Annotated in this window: 21 protein-coding genes; 10 read left to right on the top strand and 11 right to left on the bottom strand. The window is 71.0% G+C overall.

What is annotated here, in order from left to right; genetic code table 11:
• Positions 1-35: 35 nt before the first annotated feature.
• Entirely contained in the window at positions 36-1,832 is a 1,797-nt protein-coding gene (locus tag ABZ990_RS10415) for a hypothetical protein (RefSeq protein ID WP_361228340.1), read from the bottom strand.
• A 304-nt stretch (positions 1,833-2,136) separates the two neighbouring features.
• Between ABZ990_RS10415 and ABZ990_RS10410 the strand changes: the two genes are divergently transcribed.
• Complete coding sequence (locus tag ABZ990_RS10410) at positions 2,137-2,760, top strand: hypothetical protein (RefSeq protein WP_361228337.1); 624 nt, start codon at positions 2,137-2,139, stop codon at positions 2,758-2,760.
• Positions 2,761-2,868: 108 nt separating this feature from the next.
• Here the strand turns inward: ABZ990_RS10410 and ABZ990_RS10405 are convergent, their stop codons facing one another.
• The 4 genes from ABZ990_RS10405 to ABZ990_RS10390 are packed head-to-tail and all read right to left on the bottom strand — an operon-like array spanning position 2,869 to position 6,442.
• Positions 2,869-3,651, bottom strand: a complete 783-nt coding sequence (locus ABZ990_RS10405; RefSeq protein ID WP_361228334.1) for a class I SAM-dependent methyltransferase — start codon at positions 3,649-3,651, stop codon at positions 2,869-2,871.
• The gene (locus ABZ990_RS10400; protein ID WP_361228331.1) at positions 3,648-4,463 is read right to left on the bottom strand and encodes a class I SAM-dependent methyltransferase; all 816 of its coding nucleotides are present in this window, start codon (positions 4,461-4,463) and stop codon (positions 3,648-3,650) included. The genes ABZ990_RS10405 and ABZ990_RS10400 overlap by 4 nt, the downstream gene beginning before the upstream one ends.
• 25 nt (positions 4,464-4,488) lie before the next feature.
• Positions 4,489-5,505, bottom strand: coding sequence for a hypothetical protein (locus ABZ990_RS10395; RefSeq protein WP_361228328.1), 1,017 nt, complete (start codon positions 5,503-5,505; stop codon positions 4,489-4,491).
• Positions 5,498-6,442: a phosphotransferase gene (locus tag ABZ990_RS10390; RefSeq protein ID WP_361228325.1), complete on the bottom strand. Its 945-nt coding sequence runs from the start codon at positions 6,440-6,442 to the stop codon at positions 5,498-5,500. The genes ABZ990_RS10395 and ABZ990_RS10390 overlap by 8 nt, the downstream gene beginning before the upstream one ends.
• Positions 6,443-6,490: 48 nt before the next feature.
• Here ABZ990_RS10390 and ABZ990_RS10385 point away from each other — a divergent pair, with 48 nt between their 5' ends.
• From ABZ990_RS10385 to ABZ990_RS10375, 3 genes are all read left to right on the top strand, one after another.
• Positions 6,491-7,162, top strand: a complete 672-nt coding sequence (locus tag ABZ990_RS10385) for a histidine phosphatase family protein (RefSeq protein ID WP_361228322.1) — start codon at positions 6,491-6,493, stop codon at positions 7,160-7,162.
• Between the two features lie 9 nt (positions 7,163-7,171).
• A complete protein-coding gene (locus ABZ990_RS10380; protein WP_361228319.1) occupies positions 7,172-8,296 on the top strand; it encodes a hypothetical protein in 1,125 nt (374 codons plus the stop codon).
• 205 nt (positions 8,297-8,501) lie between these two features.
• Complete coding sequence (locus tag ABZ990_RS10375) at positions 8,502-9,254, top strand: GntR family transcriptional regulator (RefSeq protein ID WP_361228316.1); 753 nt, start codon at positions 8,502-8,504, stop codon at positions 9,252-9,254.
• A 1,042-nt stretch (positions 9,255-10,296) separates the two neighbouring features.
• On the opposite strand, the gene ABZ990_RS10370 is transcribed toward ABZ990_RS10375, so the two are convergent.
• Positions 10,297-11,277 carry a hypothetical protein gene (locus tag ABZ990_RS10370; protein ID WP_361228313.1) on the bottom strand — a complete coding sequence of 327 codons (981 nt, stop codon included), beginning with the start codon at positions 11,275-11,277 and terminating at the stop codon, positions 10,297-10,299.
• Between the two features lie 41 nt (positions 11,278-11,318).
• On the bottom strand, positions 11,319-11,762 hold the full coding sequence (locus ABZ990_RS10365) for a hypothetical protein (protein ID WP_361228310.1): 444 nt from the start codon (positions 11,760-11,762) through the stop codon (positions 11,319-11,321).
• 693 nt (positions 11,763-12,455) lie between these two features.
• On the opposite strand from ABZ990_RS10365, the gene ABZ990_RS10360 reads away from it, so the two are divergent.
• From ABZ990_RS10360 to ABZ990_RS10335, 6 genes are all read left to right on the top strand, one after another.
• A complete protein-coding gene (locus ABZ990_RS10360; protein WP_361228307.1) occupies positions 12,456-13,457 on the top strand; it encodes an ATP-binding cassette domain-containing protein in 1,002 nt (333 codons plus the stop codon).
• Entirely contained in the window at positions 13,429-15,654 is a 2,226-nt protein-coding gene (locus ABZ990_RS10355; protein WP_361228304.1) for a YhgE/Pip domain-containing protein, read from the top strand. Before ABZ990_RS10360 ends, ABZ990_RS10355 begins: the two co-directional genes overlap by 29 nt.
• An 84-nt stretch (positions 15,655-15,738) precedes the next feature.
• A complete protein-coding gene (locus ABZ990_RS10350) occupies positions 15,739-16,347 on the top strand; it encodes a TetR/AcrR family transcriptional regulator (RefSeq protein ID WP_361228302.1) in 609 nt (202 codons plus the stop codon).
• Positions 16,348-16,767: 420 nt separating this feature from the next.
• Positions 16,768-17,412 (top strand): DUF4126 domain-containing protein, encoded by a 645-nt coding sequence (locus tag ABZ990_RS10345; RefSeq protein WP_361228299.1) that lies wholly within the window; start codon positions 16,768-16,770, stop codon positions 17,410-17,412.
• A 105-nt stretch (positions 17,413-17,517) separates the two neighbouring features.
• Complete coding sequence (locus ABZ990_RS10340) at positions 17,518-18,966, top strand: NAD(P)/FAD-dependent oxidoreductase (RefSeq protein ID WP_361228297.1); 1,449 nt, start codon at positions 17,518-17,520, stop codon at positions 18,964-18,966.
• 175 nt (positions 18,967-19,141) lie between these two features.
• Positions 19,142-19,834, top strand: a complete 693-nt coding sequence (locus ABZ990_RS10335) for a type 1 glutamine amidotransferase domain-containing protein (protein ID WP_361228294.1) — start codon at positions 19,142-19,144, stop codon at positions 19,832-19,834.
• Positions 19,835-19,897: 63 nt separating this feature from the next.
• On the opposite strand, the gene ABZ990_RS10330 is transcribed toward ABZ990_RS10335, so the two are convergent.
• From ABZ990_RS10330 to ABZ990_RS10315, 4 genes are all read right to left on the bottom strand, one after another.
• Positions 19,898-20,818 (bottom strand): hypothetical protein, encoded by a 921-nt coding sequence (locus ABZ990_RS10330; RefSeq protein WP_361228292.1) that lies wholly within the window; start codon positions 20,816-20,818, stop codon positions 19,898-19,900.
• A gap of 51 nt (positions 20,819-20,869) precedes the next feature.
• Positions 20,870-21,787 carry a methylenetetrahydrofolate reductase [NAD(P)H] gene (gene metF / locus ABZ990_RS10325; protein ID WP_361228289.1) on the bottom strand — a complete coding sequence of 306 codons (918 nt, stop codon included), beginning with the start codon at positions 21,785-21,787 and terminating at the stop codon, positions 20,870-20,872.
• A gap of 218 nt (positions 21,788-22,005) precedes the next feature.
• The gene (thiE, locus tag ABZ990_RS10320) at positions 22,006-22,707 is read right to left on the bottom strand and encodes a thiamine phosphate synthase (RefSeq protein ID WP_361228667.1); all 702 of its coding nucleotides are present in this window, start codon (positions 22,705-22,707) and stop codon (positions 22,006-22,008) included.
• Between the two features lie 226 nt (positions 22,708-22,933).
• A complete protein-coding gene (locus ABZ990_RS10315) occupies positions 22,934-23,299 on the bottom strand; it encodes an Rv2175c family DNA-binding protein (protein WP_361228287.1) in 366 nt (121 codons plus the stop codon).
• Between the last annotated feature and the right edge of the window lie 36 nt (positions 23,300-23,335).

Here is a 23,335-nt window from a genome sequence, read left to right as displayed (position 1 = left end):
GGCCGGTGAGGTCGCCCGTGTGCCGCGGGAGTCCGTCAGGATGTCCGCGCTCGCGCGGGTGCCTGGTCCAGGGAGTCGAGAAGCTCTCCGAAGGTCATCTTCTCCTCGTCGTATGCGAAGGTCATGGCGGCGGCCAGCGCCGCCCACCGGTCCGTACTTCGGCCGCAGCGGTCGAGCAGGGTCTTCAGCACGATCTCGGGTTCGTTGCGGGAGAGGATCTCGTCTGCCGGGATCTGGAGTAGGTGCTCGGGGGTGTGGTGACGGGACTTGATGACAGCCCGGTAGATCTCGGAGCGGGAGAGGATCTCGCCGGCGGCAGGGGAGTCGAGCCAGGACTGCAGGACGGCTGCGGGGTCGGGGTGATTGCCGAGTTCGTCGTCGCTCACCAGTCGCAGCACACCGTCGTCTTCGTCTGCCGCAACCGGGATGGCAGCCGCCGCGCCCAGGAACCAGCCGGGGCCGCCGGCCCGCTCGGCGATCCAGGCCAGTTCCGCAGGGTGCAGCCCGTCCAGGACGTCGGTGACGGCGGCGCGCGGGGTGTGCAGGTTGGCGGCGAGGGCGGTCAGGGCCTGGACGCGGCGGTGCTCGGAGTGGCGTTCCAGGAGCCGGGCCGGGCGGTCGTGGTGGGGATCGACGTTGTCGATGACGCGGATCAGGGTCCGGCTCATCGCGGGAGAGACGACGGCCGGCTGATCCAGACAGGCGAGCTGGGCGCAGGCCCCCGCCAGATGGCCGGGGTTGGCGCTGAGGAGGGCCAGGTCCTCGGCGAGACGAAGGACGCGGCCCTCGAAGTCGTAGTCGCCGTCCTGCTTCTCCGGCGGGCTGAGCAGTCGGCCGTGGGCCACGAGGGCGTCGGCGGCCGCGTGCAACTGGTCGGCGGCCAGGATCGCGACGCGGGGGTTCTTGTGGACGCGGTGAGCGATGTGGTGCAGGGTCCTGCGGGCCGTCACCTGCGGGCTGGGCAGCTTGGCCAGCTCGGGCAGGCACAGGGCCGGGAGGCAGGCGAGCAACAGGTCTTCGCTCAGGACGGGAGCCGGGTCGGCGGGGAGCTCCTCGCCGACCGGGTCGGCGCCGGCGGCGCGGAGCCGGGCGTCCTCGAGGGCCTGCGTCTCGGCCTGGTCCAGCAACAGGTGCTGGACGGCCGCCCCGAGCGTGGGGTGTGTGGTGAGCTCGGCCCACCGCTCGGGGCACCGGGCCAGCATCGCCCAGCCGCCACTGTGGCCGGCCAAGTCCAGCGACCAGTCCTTCGGGAAGTCGGACACGGCCGCCCAGCCTTCTTCGGGCTCCGGGTGGAGCAGGAACGCGGCGATCGGGGTCAGGCACGCTTCCAGGACAGCGTCGAACAGTTCCTGCGGCACGGGTGGGGCCGGTGCGTCTGCTTCGGTGCGGGTGAAGCGGTCGGGGTCCCAGTCACGAACGACATGCTCCACCTCGTGGCTGGAGAGCCGGGGCAGGAGCGCGATGGCTGCCTCGACCTGTCCGGGGTGCCGTGCCAGGGCGGAGATCAGCCCGGCCCAGGCCCGGCGGTGCCGCAGGACGGCGGGCACGTCGGCTGTGGTCACCGTGCCTACCGCGACCAAGGCGGCCAGCGTCTTCTCGTCGGCGTGCATCAGGAGCCGGCCGCGCAGCCGCTTGGCAGAGGTCCGGGTGAGCAGCGCGGGCAGTGCGGCCGTGAGGGCTCCCTCCCGCCACCGGTCGGCCCGGGAGTCGAAACCGTTCGGAGTCGTCGCCGGTGTGCACAGAGCTTCGATCACCGTTTTGAGGGCTTCCCTGGGGAGGTCCTCGCTCATCGCGAGCTCCCGCCACAGCGGGTACGTACGGGCGTTGGCCATCCTCAGGGCACCTCCCATTCCTGACCGGGCGTCACCGCCCGGTCGCCATCCGTGGAACGACCGTACGGCGAAGCCGGGCCTGAGCGGGGCACGATCCGCGAAGTCGCTCGCCTCGTGCCCGGTCCGGGGGGGGCGGGGAAGCGGCGTGCGGGCCGGGCCGCACAATCTGGGCGCGTAACCCGCCTTGCAGGTCGCCCGCCTGGCGGAAGACCGGCGAGTCGCCCTCGCCGGTGCCGGAACCGTCGTTTCGCCTGCGCGGCGGTCGCCCGGCGGGCCAGGATGGAGCGAAGCGAAGTGAGGGCTCATGACGCAGCAGGAGAGCTGGGGGTACTGGCGGCCGCAGCTCAAGTCGGGCCGGCTGACCGAGTTGACCAGGAGCTGGTTCCGGCGGGTGGCGTGCACGGCGTGTGGTGCGGTCGTCGGCCGGGCGTGCCGGAGTGCCGGCGGTTACCCGACCAACCACCACAAGGCCCGCCGCGCCGCCGCCGGAGCGCCCCCGTACGAGGAATGGCGAGCCCAGGGCCTTATCAACACCCCGGAGCCGCGCCCGGCCACGGCCCTCACCCAGGCCGCGCAGGCGGCCCAGCAGGAGTTCCGGATCGACCAGCCCCTCGGCGACGCCGTGGCACTGGTCCGCCGTTTCCTGGCCGACCGGGCCGGCTGGGAAAGGGCGAGCGAGGAGGTCCTCGACCATGACGACCAGGAGGTGCGCGCGCTGCTCCTGGCCCGCGGACCCGAGGGCAGTACGGAGATCGTCACCGTCCTCGCCGGGCAGCTCGCGAGCCTCTTGAAGGGCGCGAACCCCGAAGCACCCGACGCGGCGTACACCGAAGCGGTGACCAAGCAGATCTCGTACGCCCGCGCCCGGCAGCGCATCGAGAGCCTTCTTTCCGATCTTGAGGGCGAACAAGCGACGCCAGAGGGCTGAAGGCCGGTGACACTCCAGTCGGCTGCTTCCCGCCGCGGGCCGGCCTGCCCGATTGTGCGCTGCAGGGGAGGCAGGGGCAGGCCGACGGTGCTGCAAGCGGACGGACGGCTACGACCTGGTGGCGATCACGGCTTCGATGGGGACGGTGTTCTCGAAGATGCCGGTCGGGCTGAACGCGGTGAGCTCGCGGCGCAGGCGCTCTTCGAAGGCGGCCTGCCGGGTGCCGAGGACGGCGGGGCTGGAATAGGAGAAGGAGGACTGCAGGCCGACGAGCTCGTCCAGGGTGCGGGTGAAGGTCTGGTCCCAGCGGGCGGTCTCGATGCGGGAGAACGCGGACCGGGCGAGGGCGTCGTCCCGGCCTTCGGCAGGGTGGGCGGCGGGGCCGTGCTCCTGGCGGTAGCCGGGGCCGATGACATCGGTGCAGACGCTCTCGATGATGTCGAGCCACGCCGGCCTGGGTGCGCTGGCCCGGGGGCCTGTGGAGACGAGGGCGATCCCGCCTCCAGGGCGGATGAGGGTGTCGAGGTCTGTCAAGACCTGGTCCTGGTTCATCCATTGGAAGGACTTGCCCATCGTGCACAGGTGGAACGGGGGCAGGCCCATGCCGGTGAGGCCGGCGGCGTCGCCGCACGCCCACGTGATGTTCCCGGCGCCGCGCGAGGCCGCGGCCTTGCGGCCCTCGCGGATCATCGCCGGTTCGATGTCGACGGCGTGGACCTGACCGGCCCGTGTGGCGAGGGGGAGGGTGATGGTGCCCGGTCCGCAGCCGAGGTCGAGGACCGTCTGGGTCCCGTCGAGACCGAAGCGGTCGGTGAGGAGGGTGAAGAACTCTTCGGGGTAGTGGGGGCGGAAGGCGGCGTAGTGGTGTGCGGCAGAGGCGAAGGTCGTCACGACGTGGTGTTCCTTCCGGGGCGGGTGGCGATGAGGACTTCGGTGCGGATCACCTCGCGGTAGAGGCCCGAGGGGTCGTGGTCGAGGAGGGCGCGCCGCAGGTCGCGGGTGAAGGCGTCCAGGCGGTCTCCGAGGAGGGCGGGGGTGGAGTAGGAGTTGGACAGCTGCAGGCCGATGAGCTGGTCGAGGTCGCGCGTCACGTGCTGGTCCAGGGACGTGAGCTCGACGCGGGAGAACGGCGAGCGCTGGAGGGTGTCGGTGAAGCGGTCGGCGGGTTCGGGATAGGTGCCGGTGCCGGCGCGGCGTACGGGCCCGAGGTGGGCGGTGCGGACCTGGGCGATGACGGGTGCCCAGGCGGGCAGGGGCGTGGTGCCGGGTGGTCCGGCGGAGGCGATGACGATGCCGCCGCCGGGGGTGATGAGTCGGTCGAGGTCGGCCAGGACGCGGGGCCTGTCGAACCAGTGGAACGACTTGGCCATGACGCACAGGTCGATCGGGGGCAGGTCCAGGGTGGTGATCTGGGTGGAGTCGCTGTCGACCCACTGGATGTTCGTAACGCCCCGCTCGGTGGCGAGGCGGGCGCCGGCGGCGAGCATCCCGGGCTCGGGGTCGATGGCGTAGAGGCGGGCGACGTGGGACGCCAGCGGTAAGGCGGACATGCCCGGGCCGCAGCCCAGGTCCATGGCCGTCTGGGTGCCGTCGAGGCCGAACCGCTCGGTCAGCAGTGTGAAGAGCTCGTCGGGGTACCAGGGGCGGAAGCGGACGTAGTGCTCCGCTGCCGATGCGAACAGCGCGGTCGGGTCAGCTGTCACTGCGGGCCTTCCTTCGCGGACAGGGCTATCGGGCGAGGGCGGCGAGGTAGGACTCGGCGGCGGTCCAGGGGGTGAGCTCGATACCGAAGCCGGAGCGGGGCCCATCGGTGGTGTGGACGAGCTTGCCCGACAGGTAGACGGTGTCGCCGGTGCGGAACGCACCGGTGTACGCGCCCAGGTAGGAGCGCATGTGGGTGATGCGGCGGGCGAAGATCTCGGGGTCGTCGACGGTGGACTGGATGACGGTGTCCACGCCGATCCCGTACAGCGCCGGCGTGGCCAGGCCCTGGGAGTCGTCGGTGATGGTGGCGACGACGCTGATCGCGCCGACCTCCTTCGTGGTGACGCCGGTGAACGTGGCGTCTCCGTCGTCGCGCAGCGGTTCGCAGTTGATGTGCGCGTCGGCGCCGGCGGTGAGTCCCTGCAGCTTGCGGGTTTCCTGACGCATCAGGACGTCGAAGGAGGTGCCCGTCATGTATTTGGCGCGGCGCAGGTAGAGCCGGGTGAGCGCGTCGCTCTCGTACGGGCTTATGAGCGTGCGGTCGGAGAAGAGTTCGCGGGCGGCTTCGTAGCCGCGGGGCCCGTAGCAGACGAGGTCGACGTCGGAGCGCGCGGTGAAGCAGCCGACGAGGAACGAGCCGGTCACGCCGATCACGTCCTGGGCGTCAAGGTCGACGACGCGGTCGATGACGGCCTTCAGGTCCCGGGAGACGGCGAAGTCGCCGAGGAGCTCGGGTGCTTGGTGTAGGACGGCCAGGGCGTGGCGGCAGGAGTAGTGCCGGACGACGTCGTGGCGGGGCACGCCGGTGATGACACAGCCGATCGTGTCGGAGTAGAGGTAGCACTCGGGCCGGTCGGCGAGGATGCCGAACGCCTTGGAGACGACCGTGTTCTGCCGGTAGGTGCGGCCGAATAACTGCCGGTCGCCCTTGTCGTCCGGGTAGTACTTCACGTACCCGAGGTAGTGGGTGGGCGGGTGGACGTCGCCGATGACCTTGAACACCACGCCGTGGCGGTCCAGGAGGTAGTCGCGGTCACGCACCGCCGGTACGGCAGTGCTCAGGCTGAGCGGCGAAGTCGTCGAGACTAGGGAAGACTGCGGTGTCGATACGGCCGGTGCGCTCATACTGCTCGACTCCCATCGTGAACAGGGTGCGGCGGTAGTTCCACTTGGTGGCCTTGCCGGTATTCGTGAGGTCGGCCGGCTTCATGAGCGCGAGGAAGAACAGCGCCTTGACGAGCAGGAACTCGCCCAGGTGCCGGCCCGGCCTGGTCCCCAGGACGTGCAGGGCGGCTTCGTCGAGGGCGGCGGTGTACCGCTCGCGCTGGGCGGCGGTGGCGAAGTAGCCCTTGGTACCGCCCTTGAAGGCGATGATCTCCAGGGCCGGGTAGGTGTCGTAGCCGACCGGGGCGAGGCCGTGGTGCTGCCAGTCGATGACACCTGTGGGGAAAACATTGGGCAGGCCGTAGTCGTAGTGGGCCCAGCACATCGGCGTGTGAGCGAGCCGGTCCAGCCCGGTCTCCAGCACCGAGCGGGTGCGGGCGGTGTCGAGGTCGGGGTTCTCGGCGAAGACATTGATTGTCCACCCGGCCTGCTGGACCCAGGTGTTCAGCGCGTCACGGGTGGCCGGCTCGGCGTGCTTGGCCTGGGCGGCGAGCAGCCGGGCGCCGACGGCCGCGGCCCCGTCGACCACCTCGTCGGGCATCGGCCCGTAGGTGCCGCCGACGGCGCTCCAGGCCGCGTCGTGCAGCGACGCCGACCCGAGCGAGGGCTCCACGAAGAAGGACTCCGCGCCGTCGGATCCGGTCTCCAAGACGGCGGGGACGGGGTAGCCCAGAGCGGCGATCCGCCGCTGGAACGCGGCTTCCACGTCGATCCAGCTGCCCCCGGTTCGCTTGAACTTCGAGCGGTCCTGGTTCACCCATACGGCGCCTTCGGCCGCGGTCCGGTTCTTGACGAGCGTCCACTCATCTTCCATCACTTTTCCTCTTTTTTCGTGAGGTATCGGGGCGTACCGTTCGGCGACATGAGACTTGCGGTGGTACGGCACGCGGAGTCGGTCGAGAACGCCGACAAGTACAACGGCTTCTACCAGGACCCCCGCCCGTGGACGGGCGCAGCGGCGCATGCCCTGTCGCGGGATGTCATCGGGTTGACGGCCCGGGGCTTTCGCCAGACGGCATGGTTGGGCGAGACTCTGCCTCAGGTGGTGGGAGACGGGCCGGCGGTGTTCGTCTCGCAGTACCGGCGGGCCCGGGACACTGCCGAGCTCGCGATGCCGGGGATTACCGCGGAGGTCACGGGGCTGCTGAACGAGCAGCACTACGCCGACGCCACCTACATGACGATGCGGGAACTCTTCGAGACCTTCCCCGACGGCGCGGACGACCGCCGCCACCGCAAGCACCTGTGGACCCCGCCCGGTAAGGGCGGCGAGTCCCTCGCGGTCGAGGTCCACGGGCGGGTGACCGCGTTCCTGGCGCTGCTCGCGCCCGGCGCCGTCGAGGCCGGCCGCAGCGCGGTCGCCTTCACCCACCACACCACGATCCTCGGCCTGCGCGCCGTCCTGGAACAGCGACCGGTGACCGAAGTCGTTGAGGAATCGCGCGCCCGCAAGCTGCCCAACGCCGCCGTGCTCGTCTACCGGGTGGCCGCGGGCAGGTACGAGCTGGAGCAGGTCATCGAGCCTCCCGCGTAAGGAGAGACCGTGCGCATCGCCTTCTTCAACGGACCCGTCCAAAACGGCGACTTCACCTTCGCCGACAAGCCCGGCAAGGCCGTCGGCATCCGCGCGGCCGCCGCCCTGAACACGCTGCTCGGCGAGCCCGCGGTCCCGCACCTGTGGAACACAGTCACCCTCGAAGGCGACCTGCGCCATCAGGCGGCCCCGGCCGCCTGCACGGACCGGCATCAGCACGAGCAGGACCTCATCCGCGCGAAGTACCCCGAGGGCGCGCTGCCCGCGGCGGGGGTGCTCACCGACGCGGACCCGGAAGTCGCCCGCCTCGCCCACGCCCTGATCCGTGACCAGTTGGAGACGGGCGTCCTGAGCGTGGAGGAGGCGGCCACCGTGGTGTGCGCGTCCTGCACCCACATGGCGGGCATCGGCTCGCCCGTCTGCAAGGCGTGCGGCAGCACCGACCTGGTCAGGAAGGTCGCGCCCCAACTGACGGCCCGCCGCCCCGCCGGCGCCCCGGCCCTGGGCCCGGACGAGGTTCACGGGCGACGCCTGGCGCACCTGGAGAACATCGCCCGCAACGTCCCCGACCAGCTCATCCTCTCCCGCACCCGCGCGCACGGCATCAGCCTGGCGCCGTTCGGACTGGCCGGGACGGTCCTCGACCCCCGTGCCGCTCTTCACATCGCGGTCCTGGCCGCGGCCGAGCGGCACGGCGCCGAGCGTGCTCTCATGCTGGCCACCGAGACCGCCGCCGCGCACGTCGCCGCCTACGGCCTGTCGTTCAGGAACCACGGCAGCATCCGGCTGGGCTACGCCGTCCACGGCAAGGTTCCCTACGGCGACCCGCTGATCGGCCGGCTCTACGAGGTCCACCGCCTGGGCGAGGCCCAGCGCACACTGTTCGAGAAGTGGTTCCTGCCGCTGTACGCGCTGCGCGAGCGGGGCGGCATCCACCCCGGCAAGCTGCCCGCGCTGGTGAAGTTCTTCCGCCGGGCCTCCATGGCCCCTTCCGGTCCGGGGGCCGAAGGAGGTGCCGACGATGTGCGGCGTGCGGTGCGCAGCGGGGACATGGGCTGGCTGATGGACGCGCGTACCGTGACGCATCTGCTTCCTGCCTTCCCCGGCCAGGGCGCCGTCGGCCGACGGCGGTAAACCTGGCCTGCCCTGGCGGTCGCCCTTGAAAGCGATGGTGTTCCTCGAACGTAGGGACACCCCGATACGCTGTCAATACAGTTCACATCTGCCCTGTCAGCGGTGACCGGTTTTCAGTAACCCACGCTGTCAATACAGTTGAAGTCCTGGCTTGACACAGCATCAGGGCGTGAGCCAGGCACCGCCGCCGAGCCGGAGGACACACATGGACGCCAGCACGATCGCAGCGCAGCTACGGCAGAAGATCATCGAAGGGGAGTACCCCCACGGCAGCAAGCTCCCGACCGTGCGAGACCTCGCGACAGAACACGGAGTGAGCCAGCAGACGGCATCCGCCGCCTACGCCGCACTGGGCGCGCTCGGCCTGGTCCGCACCGATGCCCGCAGCGGAACCCGCGTCACGGCGTCCCGGCAGTCCGACGCCCACCTGGGCACCTTCACGCCCCCGGACCTGTCGGTCGCCCAGGCGTGGAAGCCCACCACCCAGGGGACCGCGACGGAGGAGACGACGCTGGTGCGCCAGCTCGACGCGACGGCCGAGATGGCGGCGTGGGGCATCGCCGAGGGCACGACCGTCGTCGAACGCACCCGCATCCGGTCGGTCGACGGGGTGCCCGTGCAGCACAAGATGACGGTGATGCCCTACGAGATCGCGGCCAAGGTGCCCGACGGGTACGAAGACACCCCGCCCATGCTCACCCCCGCCGGCGAGACGTCACCGAAGGCACCGGCCGGCGTCCGCGTCGCGGACTGGCTCGGCTGGGACGTCGCACGCACCAAGTCGGTCATCACCGCCGAGCCGATGGACGCGACCGTCTGCGCGGCCCTCGGCATCCCGGCTGGAGCGCCCGGCTTCCGGATCGTCGGCGTCACATGCGCCTCCGAGGGCGAGACGGTGTTCGTGACGATCACCTCGGCACAGCTCCACCACCGCGTCACCCTCAACATCATCGGCTGATCAGCAAGCCGTCCGGGCCCAGGCATTCCACCGGCTCACCCGGTAGAACGACGGGCCCGAACGCCGCCTTCGGAAGGCGCGAACAGGCCGCCGGATGAGCAGAACTCAGTCGCCGGCCTTCGGCCCGCACAGCGCGGCTTCGTCGCCGAACACGGGCTCGCCGGTCTGATCGTCGGCGGACCACAGAGCGCGTCCCAGCGAAGATCAGCACGGAGACGTTCGCGTCGCCGCGCACCGCACTGTAGGCGACTCCCTGTCCGGTGGTGAACAGCCACGGGAACCAGGCCGATCGGACGAAGCCCGGGTCGGCGAACCGGCCGCTGCCCCGGCGCCACGCCATCAGCGGGACCGAGGCGAAGCCGATGCTGGCGAGCCGTCACTGTCGCTGACCTGCGTGCCCTGCCGAAGATCCCGGACCCTCGCACCGCGCTTCCAGCAGCACCCGCCGAAGACTACGCGTGCGGCCACCCAAGCCCGCAGCACAACCGGAGCGGGTGCACCGTCGGGGCGGGGGACGAGACACGGGACTGCCAGTGCGAGCGGTACGTTCCGGAGCCCGTGCTGACCTCTATCTCTCCGACAGATCAGGCGCGCCTGCTCCGACCTGAGACAACGGGATGACCGGGCCCCCACCCATTGGAGCGGAAAGCGCCTACGCCGACCGTCGCTACGGCATCGTCCTGGCCGAGGCCGGCACAGCCACATTGCCCAACGGAGTCTTGGCGCTCAACGGGTACTGGCCCGAGGCCCTGGATCTCAATGCCGTCTGGCGCCTCCGGCGAGCGCGCGACGGCGACCGCCGCTTTGCTCGCCGCCTTCGCCAGATTCACCGGGCCGAGCGGTTCACGGTTCACCAGTTCTCAGAGTCTGAGGAACATCTGCGGCAGATCGCTGGCGGAGCATCAGCGGAGAGACCGTCTGACGATCGACCGGCTGACCGCACGGCGCAAGTTTCACCCACAGGAAAAGACGCGGTGGAGGATGCTCTACACGACCTCCGAGCAAGCGGAGGAGATCCCGATGGTCAAAATCGACCGGGGCTTCACCGGGCATACAATTCGCTGAGGATCTGCTGTGGGTGCTCGCCGTGCGGACGGTTCACATTAACTCTGGCCGCATAGTAGCCGACCTCGACTGCCAGTACGAGGCTGTCGCGGTATTCCGTGTCCTCGCTGTCGCTGTAGTACATGACGAGGGCGTTGTGGATGCTCGGATGGGTTTGCCCCTCCTTGAAGTCCGGCCACTGCCGCTCGATCTGGGCTACTGACCAGCCCACCGCTGCCTCGTAGGTAAGGCGCTTACCTTCCGCTATGCCGATCGGGTCGGGTGCCTGCCGCAGCCTCAGGTGGAGGAGCTCCATGCAGGGGAGCACGTCGCGGCCAGCAATCTCCAGCATCCCGCCCTCTTCGAGGGCGAAGTGGGCCCGTTGCATGAGAGTAGCCATCTGCTGTACTTGCTCATAGCCGCCTTCGGACAGCCAGGCAACGTCAAGCATGCGGCTCACGTGCATCCGCGGACGGACAAGCGCTACGTACGGGATCCGCGTTCCTCTTAGCCCTTTAGTCGCCGGCCACCGTGCAGCGTACCTGTCCGTTCGCCTGCCAGTCTCGGCTGCCTGGCCGTTTCCCATACCGATGCGCGGGCTGAGTTTCCAGGGGTGCAAACCTGCCTGCGCCGCCTTGCGAGTCCAGCGATACACACAAATCGCGAGTACGCCAGCAGCAGTAAGAATGGCGACCACGAGACCGGGAAAAAGACTTCCTCGCCCGCCGATAGCCGCGAGGATCGCGGCCACGACGCCACCGATTATGAAGCCGATCAGCCATGCGCCCGCAGCACGCGGAAGGAACCATCCAATGATGAGCAGCACAATGGCCATCATCCAGGCGGTTTCGGCAACTTCTGAAGCGCTACCGAGTTGATATTTGCCTGGCATGACCCACGATGGTGCAGCGATGCCTCCCCACACAGCGATCACAGAGAACCAGACAATGGCCAAGGCTATGGGCAGTTTGGTAGGCATTGCATCCTTCGAGAGTTATTTGCGCGGCTCGCCAACGACACTCACCTGGAGGGTGACCCCATCGGGTCGAGGCCATGGGACTCGCAGTAATCCGTGGCCCGAGTCAATGCCGGCCCAGCTACGGCTACATCGTTGCTCTGCATGAATGCGATGCTCGTATCTTCGGCCAGAGCGGTCGAGGCATCAGGATCGATCCCCTCCACCTTCTCTGCGGCAGCAACAGTGGCGTTGCTCATTTCGACAACACGAGCCGGATCCAGGTTTTCAGTATCACCGCTACCGATCCGCATCATGGTCATCATCTGCACCCCGAGACCTGCGCAATATTCGAGCCGTGCTTGGTCCTTGGCGGGCATCTCTCCCGGCGAAATCAAAGAACAACCACTGATCGCTGCGATGATGACGATGGCGGAAAAGTAGCCGACAGTAAGCCGCAGACCTTTCCTTCTTTCATCAGCGCGCTCTCGATCGTCGACTAGATACACGAGTCCCCACCCGTCATGATGCAAATGTCAGCCGATTCTGGCCGACGCTCGACCTGACCTCATTTCGTCGCCAATGAGCCCCTCGACTGCAGCGCACAGGTTCCGGGCGCCAAGAGGTGGCGCTACCGGCTGTGAGGCGCAGTCGAAACTCGCCTCCAGCTGCCGACAGCTGCCCAGCCAAGAAGGGCCGAGATCGCCAAGTCGAAGACGCCGCTAATCAGATCCAGCATCTTGATGGCACTGATCAACCCACCAAGAGCCAGGCACGTCAGGAGAAGCGCGAGAACCATCCACGCCAGCCGGGCCGGAAGAGAGCGGGTTCTGCCACTCATGGAAGCCTCCAAAAGATGTGCGCGCAGAGCCGTGGACCAAACTCGACCGCGGCGGTAGGCGCGCGAGCGATGGTACCGGCGCCGCCCACCGGAGCACCCCAGGCCTCACGGAGCGGATGCCCACTTGTGACCTGGGGCTTCGAACAGCGGAAGCCGGTTCCGGCCGCGCCTCAATGCTCTGGCAGCCATCCCCCTCGCCACCTTCGCCAACTCCAACGGGACCCAGAGCGGACACTTCGCCAGGTTCGGTGCACATCCGCCAGGTTCACCAGAACCGGACACGGGCGGTTTTGCGCGGGCGGGCCCTCCGGGGTAGTTTTTGAACTGACTGGTCAGTTCAAAAAGGATTCCAGGGGGGATCGTGACAACGAACCCGGACAACCCGGACGGCGCCGCCGTCGTCGCGGACGGATTCGGCCTGAAGGGCCCGCGCGGCTGGGCGTTTCGCGGGATCACCTTCGAAGCGGCGCCCGGAAGCCTCGTCGCGATCGAGGGTCCGTCCGGCTCCGGCCGCACCTGCCTGCTGCTCGCGCTCTCCGGCCGGATGAAGCCCACGGAGGGCCACGCCGACGTGGCCGGACTGCGGCTGCCGCGCAAGATGGCGGCCGTACGGCGGCTCAGCGCGCTCGGCCCGGTCCCCGGCGTCAGCGACCTCGACCCGGCCCTCACCGTCGCCGAGCACCTGCGCGAACGGGCCCTGCTCCAGCGCCGGTTCGACGGCTCCCTCAAGATGCTGCTGCGTTCGCCCGCCGAGCGCCGCGCCGCCGCCCGGGCCCGCATCGACACCGCCCTGGCCGCCGCCGGACTCGACCTCGACTCGCTGGAGAAGGGCGAGCGAACCTCCGTACGGGATCTGGAACGCCTGGAGGCGCTGCGACTGTCGGTCGCCCTCGCCCTCATCGGCCGGCCCCGGCTGCTCGCGCTCGACGACACCGACCTCAAGCTCTCCGACGCCGACCGCGAGGAGGCCTGGGCCCTGTTGCGGTCCGTCGCCGCGTCCGGCGTCACCGTGCTCGCCGTGTGCAGCGAGGCACCCCGGGACGCCCTGCGGATCTCCACCACCGCCACCACCGCCCAGGACCCCGCGGCCCCCGGCCCGCGCGGCAAGCACGCCCGGCCCGAACAGCCCGTGCAGCCCGGCCGACAGGCCCAGGAGGCCGGCCCCCAGGCGGCCGGAGCGGACACCGTCCCCACCTCGCTGACCAAGGTCGCCGCCGAGGACGACACCCCGAAGAACTCTCAGACCTCGCAGACCTCGCGGTCCGAGAAGAACGACACGAACGACCCGAGCACCACGAACGACACGAACGACACGACCGGGAAGGGAAAGGCCGATGCGCTCGCCGAGGCTTGCCGCGCTTGAGCTGAAGCGGTTCGGCAGGGGGAAGCTCCCGCGTGCCGCGCTCGTCGCGATCCTGCTGCTTCCGCTGCTGTACGGCGCGCTGTACCTGTGGTCCTTCTGGGACCCGTACAGCAGGCTCGACAAACTCCCCGTCGCTCTCGTCAACGAGGACAAGGGCGCCACCGCCGCCGGTCAGAAGATCACCGCGGGCGCCGACATCACCGAGAACCTGCGCGAGAGCGGGATCTTCGAGTGGCACGAGGTGACCGACGAGGAGGCCCGCAAGGGTGTCGAGGACGGGACGTACTACCTGTCCCTCACCATGCCCGCCGACTTCAGCGAGCGGATCGCCTCCAGCTCCGGCGACTCCCCCGAGACCGGCGCGCTGAAGGTACGGACGAACGACGCGAACAACTACATCGTCGGGTCGATCTCCCGCTCGGTCTTCGCCGAGGTGCGCAGCGCCGCCTCCACCAAGACCTCGCGGACCTTCCTCGACAAGATCTTCATCTCCTTCTCCGACCTGCACGACGCCACCGCCGAGGCAGCCAAGGGCGCCGGTGACCTCAAGGACGGTGTCGACAAGGCGAAGGCGGGGTCCAAGGACCTGGCCGACGGTCTGAAGAACGCCAAGAAGGGCAGCGGCGACCTGGCCGTCGGCATCACCAAGCTCGACAAGGGCGCCACGGACCTCAAGGCCGGCTCCCGCGAGGTCGCGAACGGCACCCAGCGGCTCGCCGACAAGGTCAACGGCGAGGCCGCCAAGGTCCGTCCGTACCTCGCCGACAACGGCAAGTCGATCCGCGACTCGGCCAAGCTGGTCTCCGACTCGACGGTCGCCGTCCGTAACAACCTGGACGACCTGGTGCGCCGCGCTCCCGTCGTCCGCGCCACCGCGCACCAGGCGGACGCCGACCTGTCCGCGTTCTACCGCACGCAGTGCCTCACCGCCCGGCCTCCGGCCGCGCCCGTCGCGCCGCCCGCCGCCACCACCCCGGACGCCGCGGCCGACGGCGCCACCGTCGGAGCCGGCACCGGAACCGGAACCGCCGCCGCCGCCGAGACCGGCGTCCCGGCCGCCCCGGCCGCCCCCGCCGTCGACGCTCACGGCTGCGAACTGCTGCGCAAGGCCACCGTCACCTCCGGCGACCTCGTGACGATCGCCGACGACCTGCACACCCTGACCAAGGACCAGAGCGGCGACCTGAAGTCGCTCGACACCCAGCTCGCCAAGCTCAAGAAGGACGCCGACGAACTGGCCCGCCGCGCCCCGCACCTGAACGAGGACGTCGAGGGCGCCATCAGGGACATCAACGCGCTGAACACGGGCGCCCACAAGGTCGCCGCCGGCGCGGCCAAGCTGAACACCGGTCTCACCGGCGCGCGCACCGGCGCGGCCGACCTGGACACGGGCGTCGGCAAGCTGAACAAGGGCGCCGGCGACCTCGACGGCGGACTGTTCAAGCTCGCCGACGGCTCGGGCGAACTGGCCGCCGGTCTCGGCAACGGCGTGAAGAAGATCCCCGACTACGACCAGGAGGACCGCGACCGGCGCACCGAGGTGATGGCCGACCCGGTCAAGCTCGCCGCCCAGTCGCTGCACAAGGCGCCCAACTACGGCACCGGCTTCGCCCCGTACTTCATCCCGCTCTCCCTCTGGGTCGGCTCGATGGTGGCGTACATGCTCATCCAGCCGCTCAACCGGCGCGCCCTCGCCGCCGGCGCCTCCGCCTGGCGGATCGCCTTCGCGGGCTGGCTCCCGGTGGCCACGCTCGGCGTGTTCCAGGTGGCCCTGCTGGTGGGCGTGCTGCACTGGGGGCTCGGTCTGGAGATGGCCAGGGCCGCCGGCACCATCGCCTTCCTCTCCCTGACCACCTGCTGCTTCGCCGCCCTCATCCAGTGGATGAACGCGCGCTTCGGCGCGGCGGGACGCATCCTGGTGCTCGCGGTGCTGATGCTCCAGCTCACCTCGGCGGGCGGCACCTACCCGGTGCAGACCAGCCCCGGCTTCTTCAACGCCCTGCACCCCTACCTGCCGATGACGTACGTGGTCGAGGCGCTGCGCCGGCTCATCAGCGGCGGCGGTCTCGGGCCGGTCTGGCAGGGCTGCGCGGTGCTGGCCGCGTTCACGGTGGGCGCGCTCGCGCTGACCGCGCTGTCGGCCCGTAAGAAGCAGGTCTGGACGATGGACCGCCTGCACCCCGAACTGTCGCTGTGACGACCGCCCTTGAAGTGGACGCCCGCTCGTGAAGCGGGCGTCCGTCCCGCCACCCGCCCCGCGAAACCTGTGAGAATGCGCGCCATGGACAGCAGCAGCACCCGACGTCAGGCGACCCGCTCGAAGCTCTACGAAGCCGCCGTCACCCTCATAGCGGAGCAGGGCTTCTCGGCGACCACGGTCGACGAGATCGCCGAACGCGCGGGGGTCGCCAAGGGCACCGTCTACTACAACTTCAAGAGCAAGACCGAACTCTTCGAGGAGCTGCTGCGGCACGGCGTCTCCCTCCTGGCCGCCTCCCTGCGGACGGCGGCCGAGGAGAGCGCCGCACGCGGCGGCACCCGGGTCGAGGCGCTGGACGCGATGATCCGGGCCGGTCTGGTCTTCATCGAGCGCTACCCGGCCTTCACCCAGCTGTACGTGGCGGAGCTGTGGCGCACCGGGCGGGCCTGGAACTCGACGCTCCTGGTGGTACGTCAGGAGGCCGTCGCGGTCGTCGAGGGCGTGCTGCGCGAGGGGGTCGCGGCCGGCGAGCTGAACGAGGAGATCGACGTACCGCTCACCGCCTCCGCCCTGGTGGGCATGGTGCTGGTGGCCGCGCTCGACTGGCAGGCGTTCCAGAGCGAACGTTCCCTGGACGACGTCCACGCGGCGCTGTCCCGGCTGCTGCACGGACGGGTCGGCGGCCGCTGACCCGGCCCTCGGCAACCCGTACCCGAGGAGTCCGCGAAGAGTTCGCGAGGGGTCCGCGAGGAGTCCGCGCGACGAACCGCCGATAGATCCGTGACGCGGCATCCCTGACACGACGTCCACGACACCAAAAACAGAGCGCCGGTCCGGTGTGACTCGATCCCCTCGAGCCTCGCCGGACCGGCGCTCTTCCCGTACCCCGTACCCCGTATCCCCGTTTCCCCGTATCCCCCGGTTTCCCGTTTCCCCGTTTCCCCGTTCCGGCAGGCGCCCGGCCCCGCTCCGCCGCCCCGTGCCGGCGGTCTCGGAGCCGTGCCCCTCCCGTGCCTTCCACTCTGCCGTCTCCACAGGTCACGGCCTATCCGCGCGGCTACTCATCTCGTCTTCTAGGTACACCTACTCAGACTGGTTACGATGCCCGGCGTGTCCGTACTCCCCCTGGTCTTCACAAGCGGCTGGGCGAGCGGGATCAACGCGTACGCGGTGGTCCTGCTGCTCGGCCTCCTCGGCGCTACCGGTCTCGCCGACGACGTGCCCGGCGCGCTGCAGCGGCCCGACGTCCTGATCGTCGCCGGGATCCTGTTCCTGTGCGAGGTGGTCGCGGACAAGATCCCGTACGTCGACTCGGTCTGGGACACCGTCCACACGGTGATCCGACCGATCAGCGGCGCGGTGGTGGCCGCGCTGCTGGCCGGGCAGTCCGGTTCGCTGCCCGAGCTGGCGGCGGGCGCGATCGGCGGCGGCACGGCGCTGCTCAGCCATCTCGTCAAGGCGGGCACCCGGATGGCGATCAACAGTTCGCCGGAGCCGTTCTCCAACATCGTCGTGTCGACGCTGGAGGACCTGGGGGTGGCGGGCCTCGTCACCTTCGCGATCTTCCATCCGGTCGTGGCGTCGGTGATCGCGGGCACGTTCCTCGTCCTCGGTCTGGTGGTCGTGGCCTTCCTCGCCCATCGCATCCGCCGCTTCTGGCGGCGCCGGGCCGCCCGCCGCGAGGAGAAACGACTCGCCGCCGCGGCCCTGGCCGCCCCGCAGGCACCGCCTCCGCCCGCGCCGTACGCGGACTGACACCGGGCGGGCCACACGCCTGAGGCCATGCCCGGCCCCACACCCAGCCCCCTCCCCCGGACCGCGCCCGGCGCGCCGTCAGTCGCTGCCGATAAAGTCCCGGTCATGGCACGGATTGTGGTGATCGGCGCGGGTCTCGGCGCCATGGCGGCAGCCGCCCGGCTGGCGGTGGCGGGCCACCGCGTGGCGGTGTACGAGAGCGGTGCGACGTACGGCGGCGGGGTGCGCCGGCTGGAACGCGACGGGTTCGGTTTCGACACCGGCCCCGGGCTGCTGCATCTGCCCGCCGTCTACCGCGATCTGTTCGTCAAGACCGGCAAGCAGCCGCTGGAGGAGTGCGTCACGCTCACCCAGGTCGATCCGGCGAGCCGGCACGTCTTCGCCGACGGCACCCGCGCCGACCTGCCGAACGCCTCCCGCGCCGGCACCGCCGCCGCCCTGGACGCCGCGCTCGGCGCGGGCGCGGGGGCACGCTGGGGCGACTTCCTGGTACGGGCCCGCGAGGCGTGGGACCGTACCCGGCGCCCACTCCTGGAGGAACCGCAGGCCGCCGACGGCTCCACCGTCGCCGCGCTCGGCCGCGACCCGTACCCGGCGCTCAAGGCGGGTCTGCTGCGCCGCCCGACGACCACCCTCGCCCAGGTCGCCGCCCGTGAGCTGCGCGATCCCCGGCTGGTCGCGCTGCTGGATTCGTACGCCTGGGGGTACGGCTTCGACCCGGCCGACGCGCCGGCCTCGGCGGCCGTCCTGCCGTATCTGGAGCAGACCTTCGGCACCTGGTACGTGGGCGGCGGCATCCGGGCGCTCGCGGACGCGGTGTACGAGCGGTGTGTGCAGCGGCGGGTGGAGTTCGTCTTCGGCGCCGAGGTGACGGACGTCGTGGAGGAGGGCGGCCGGGCGACCGGGATCCGGCTCGCGGACGGCCGGACGGTGCCGGCGGACCATGTGGTCGCGGGCGCGCCCGTGCCCGCGCTGTACCGGGAGGGGATCGTCGGCCCCGGGCTCCCGGAGAGCCGGCCCGAGACCTGGCCGAGGCACCAGCCGGTGCGCACCGGGCGGGTGACGCTGTGCCTGGCGCTGCGCGGGGCCCGCGAGACGGGGGCCGTCCACCGCACCATGGTGCACGCCGCCGCGGACCTGCCGACGGTGACGGTGCTGCGGCCCGGCGACCCGGCGCTGCGGCCCGACGACGCCCACGAGTCGGTGACGGTCACGGCGACCACACCGATCCTGCCGTCCTGGACGGAGTTCGCCGGGCGGATGCTGACGCAGGCGGAGGCGGCCGTGCCGGGGCTGCGCGACCGGCTGCTGTGGCAGGAGGTGCGCACCCCCGACGACACGCTTCTGGAGACCGGCGCGGCCGAGGTGCCCGGGCCCGCGCTGGCCGGGGACCGCGGCCGGTGGCTGCCCGCCGCGAACATGTCGCCGCTGCCGGGCCTGTACTTCGCGGGCGGCTGGTCCCACCCGGGCGGCGGGCTCGCCCACGCCGGGATGTCGGGCGCCCTGGTCGCCGGTCTGATCGTGGAGGGCGCGGAGTTCCGCGGCTCGCAGTGAGGGGTGGGCCGGTCGTACGGGCGGGGAGGCTCGTACGACCGGGGGCTCGTACGACCGGGGCGGGCCGGGCGCGCCCCGGGTGCGGGGGGCCGTCGGGTGCGCGATCGTGGCGGGGGAAGCGGCGGCCCCGCGGCACGGACGCGGGCCGTGACCCCGGACGCTGGAGTGACCGACGATGGCCAAGCTGCTCTTCGTACTGACCGCATCCCCCTACTGGACCCTCAAGGACGGCACCCGGCACGCCACCGGCTACTGGGCCGAGGAGTTCGCGGCGCCGTACGAGACGATCACGGACGCCGGCCACCAGGTCGTGGTGGCCTCCCCCGGCGCGGTGGTCCCCACCGTCGACATGATGAGCCTGCGCCCCGAGATGGCGGGCGGCGCCGACGGCGCCCTGGCGCTGGAGGGCGTCATCCGGCGCGCGGAGGAACTCCGGCGGCCGATCCGGCTGTCCGAGGCCCGGCTGGAGGACTACGACGCCGTCTACTTCCCCGGCGGCCACGGTCCGATGGAGGACCTGTGGCAGGACGCCGACGCGGGCCGGCTGCTGACCGAGGCACTCGCCTCGGGCAAGCCGCTCGCGGTGGTCTGCCACGCCCCCGCCGCGATGCTGGCCACCCGGGTGCGCGGGGTCTCGCCCTTCGCCGGCTACCGGGTCACCGGCTTCACCAACGACGAGGAGGACGCCGTCGGGCTGGCCGCCCAGGCCCCGTGGCTGTTGGAGGACCAACTGAAGGAACTGGGCGTACGGTTCGAGCGCGGCGAGATGTGGAAGCCGTACACCGTGGTCGACCGCAATCTCCACACGGGTCAGAACCCGGCGTCGTCCGGCGTCCTCGCCAAGGAACTGCTCAAGGTCCTGGCGTAGGCGGCGGGCCGGGGAGGGCCCGGCCGCCCGGCCAGGGAGGCGGCGGGCGGCCGTGATCCCCGCTCAGCGGTAGTGCTGGTCACCGCCGTTGCCACCCTGGCCGCCGTGGCCGCCCTGGCCGTAGTGCCCCTGCGGCTCGTGCGGCTCGTGGGGCTCGTGCGGCCCGTGGGGATCCTGCTCCGGCGGGTAGGGCGGGTACGCGGGCTGCTGCCCCGGGTCGCGCTGCTGCGGGACCCAGACGCCGCCGGGCGGGGTGTCGTAGCCGCCGTACGAGGAGGCGTACGGGTCGGCGTAGGGCTGCTGGTAGGGGTCCTGGGACTGGCCGCCGCCGATGTACGGGTCGGAGTAGGCGGCATAGCTCTGCTGGTCGCCGGTGCCGTAGTCGTAGGCGGGCTGGTGCTGCCCGTATCCGGCTCCGGGGGCGTACGGGTCGGCGTAGGCCGCCGTCTGATCCTCGGCCTGAGCGGCCGGGGCGGAATGGGCGGCCTGGGCGGAATGGGCGGCCGGGTGGCCGTAGGAGCCGTCGTAGACCCCGTAGTTGCCGGTGTCCTCGGGCATCGGCTCCGTCGCGTACACCGCGGTGGGCGCGGCGGCGTCGGGGCCCGCCGGGGCGGCGGGGTCGGCGCCGGGCTCCTGGGCGGCGTCCTCGTACGTAAGGTCGCTGACCTCCAGGGTCGCGCTCTCCCGGCTCTTGCCGCCGCCCGCCCTGCGGCGGCGGCTGGCGCCCGGCTTGCCGCCGATGGCCCAGCCGGTGGAGAAGCCACGCCGGAAGGAGAGGGTGACGAGGATCTGGCCGGTGGCGAAGGCGAGGGCGCCGATGACGATCACCAGCACCGACGGCAGCAGCACGCCGAGGACCACGCCGAGGAAGCCGCCGAAGGCGAGCAGACGCCAGCGCAGTCGCGCCTTGTACTGCAGCAGCACTTCACCCAGCAGCCAGAGCGCCACCACTCCGAACGCGATGTAGAGGACCGTCCACCCCATGCCCGCCCCTCTCCTTCGGCCGCCGCCGCGGGTAAGGGCGGGTAGGGCCGGTCAGGACTGCTGGTGCAGTCCGAGATTCTCGTAGATCTCGAGCGTCGCCACGGAGTTGTTGAGCGTGATGAAGTGCAGTCCGGGGACACCCTCGGAGAGCAGCCGCGCGCAGAACTCGGTCGCGAACTCGATCCCCAAGGAGCGTACAGCGGCCGGATCGTCCTTCACCGCGTGGATGCGGTCCCTGACGTCCGCCGGGAAGGCCGCGTTGCTCAGCAAGGGCAGCCGTTCCAGGGTCTTCACGCTGATCACGGGCATGACCTCGGGGATGATCGGCGTGTCGCAGCCGGCCTTCGCCACGCTGTCGCGCAGTCGCAGATACGCCTCCGGGTCGAAGAACATCTGGGTGATGGCGTAGTCGGCGCCCGCCCGGCACTTCTCCACGAAGTGGCGGATGTCGGTGTCCCAGTCGGTGGAGCGCGGGTGCATCTCGGGGAAGGCGGCGACGCCCACGCAGAAGTCGCCGGACTCCTTGATCAGCCGGACCAGGTCGGCCGCGTAGTGGACGCCCTCGGGGTGGGCGATCCAGTCGCCGAGCGGGTCGCCCGGCGGGTCGCCGCGGACGGCGAGCATGTTGCGGATGCCGACGTCGGCGTACTGGCCGAGGACGTTGCGCAGTTCGGCGACGGAGTGGTCGACCGCGGTCAGATGGGCGACCGGGGTGAGCGTGGTGTCGGCGGCGATCTTCTGGGTGGCCTTGACGGTGCCGCCGCGGGTGGAGCCGCCGGCGCCGTACGTCACGGAGACGAAGCTCGGGGCGACCGCCTCGATGCGGCGCATGGCGTTCCAGAGGCTCTGCTCGCTCTTCTCGCTGCGCGGCGCGAAGAACTCGAAGGAGTACGAGGTGCCACCGGAGGCGAGGATGTCGCGGACCGTGCGCGCACGGTCCGGACGGACGGAAGCGGTACCAAGGGCCATACCGGCAGGTTAGACGGGGCCCGGGGTGCGGCGGGGGCATGTCCGCTTAATGGACAACCGGCGGATGCGGCTGCGGACACCGTCCCGCCACCCGCTGGCACCCCCGAAGAGCCCTCCCCGGGCCCGCGCGAACGCCTTGCCCGACGCCTACCCGACGCCTTGCCCGGACGCCCTACCCGACGCCTTACCCGACGCCTTGCCCGGACGCCTTACGCGACTCAGGCGACCGGCGCGGCGGTCTCGCGCGCCGGGTCGCGTTCGCGGATGCGGCGGGCGAGGGCGGCCGCCGCGGCGGCGGGGTCGGTGGCCTCGGTGAGCGCGCGGACGACCACGATCCGGCGGGCGCCCGCGTCCATCACCTGGTCCAGGTTGGTCTCGTCGATGCCGCCGATGGCGAACCAGGGCCGGTCCTGGGCCAGGGAGGCCGCGTACCGGACGAGGCCGAGGCCCGGGGCATACCGTCCGGGCTTGGTGGGGGTGGGCCAGCAGGGCCCGGTGCAGAAGTAGTCGACGCCCGGTTCGGCGGCGGCCGCGGCCACCTCCGACTCGGCGTGGCAGGAGCGGCCGATCAGCACCTGGTCGCCGAGGATCGCGCGGGCGGCGGGCACCGGCAGGTCGCCCTGGCCGAGGTGGAGCACGTCGGAGCGGACGGCGTGGGCGACGTCGGCCCGGTCGTTGACGGAGAGGAGCGCGCCGTGGCGGCGGCAGGCGTCGGCGAGGACGGCCAGATGGTCCAGTTCCTCACCGGCTTCCATGCCCTTGTCGCGGAGCTGGACGACGTCCACGCCGGAGGAGAGCACGGCGTCGAGGAAGTCCGGCAGGTCGCCCTGGCGCTTGCGGGCGTCGGTGCACAGGTAGAGCCGGGCGGCGGCGAGCCGGTCGCGGGGCGGGGTGCGGGGCGAGGTGCGGGGCGACGGCACGGGCCGGGCGGAAAGTGCGGCCGACACGGACTGTGTGGTTGGCGCGGACGGCATGGGCGGTGCGGACTCCATGGAAAAGCTTCTCCCCCTCGGATGGTGCCGGACCGGCCGGCCGGAGCGGGGCCGGCCCGGCGTCCGCGCGCCGTACGCCCGCACACGTCCGGCTGGACGCGTACGGGCGTACGGACACCCGGACGTACGGGTGCGGATGTGCGGGCTTCTCGGGTCAGACGGCGAGCGCCTGGGCGCGGCGCTTCACCTCCGTGCCGCGATTCTCGGCGAGGGCCTGCGCGGGGGTGCCGGGCAGGCTCTCGTCCGGAGTGAACAGCCACTCCAGCATCTCTTCGTCGGAGAAGCCGTCGTCCTTGAGGAGGGTCAGGAGCCCGACGAGGCCCTTGACCACCTTGCCGTCCTGGATGAAGGCGGCGGGCACCTGGAGCGCGTTGTTCTCGCCGCGGCGTACGGCGATGAGCTGGCCCTCCTTGACCATCTGCCGGACGCGCGTCACCTCGATGTCGAGGAGCTCCGCGATGTCGGGGAGGTAGAGCCAGGAGGGGACGAGAGCATCGGTTCTTGCGTCAATCTCGGTCACGGGACAAGCGTGCCATCTCGGACCGACAGCCGGTAG

It is taken from the genome of Streptomyces sp. NPDC046203 (assembly GCF_040646255.1).
Classification (GTDB): Bacteria; Actinomycetota; Actinomycetes; order Streptomycetales; family Streptomycetaceae; genus Streptomyces.
The sequence above is the reverse complement of the archived record's forward strand: the minus strand, read 5'-3'. Positions and strand labels throughout refer to the sequence as shown.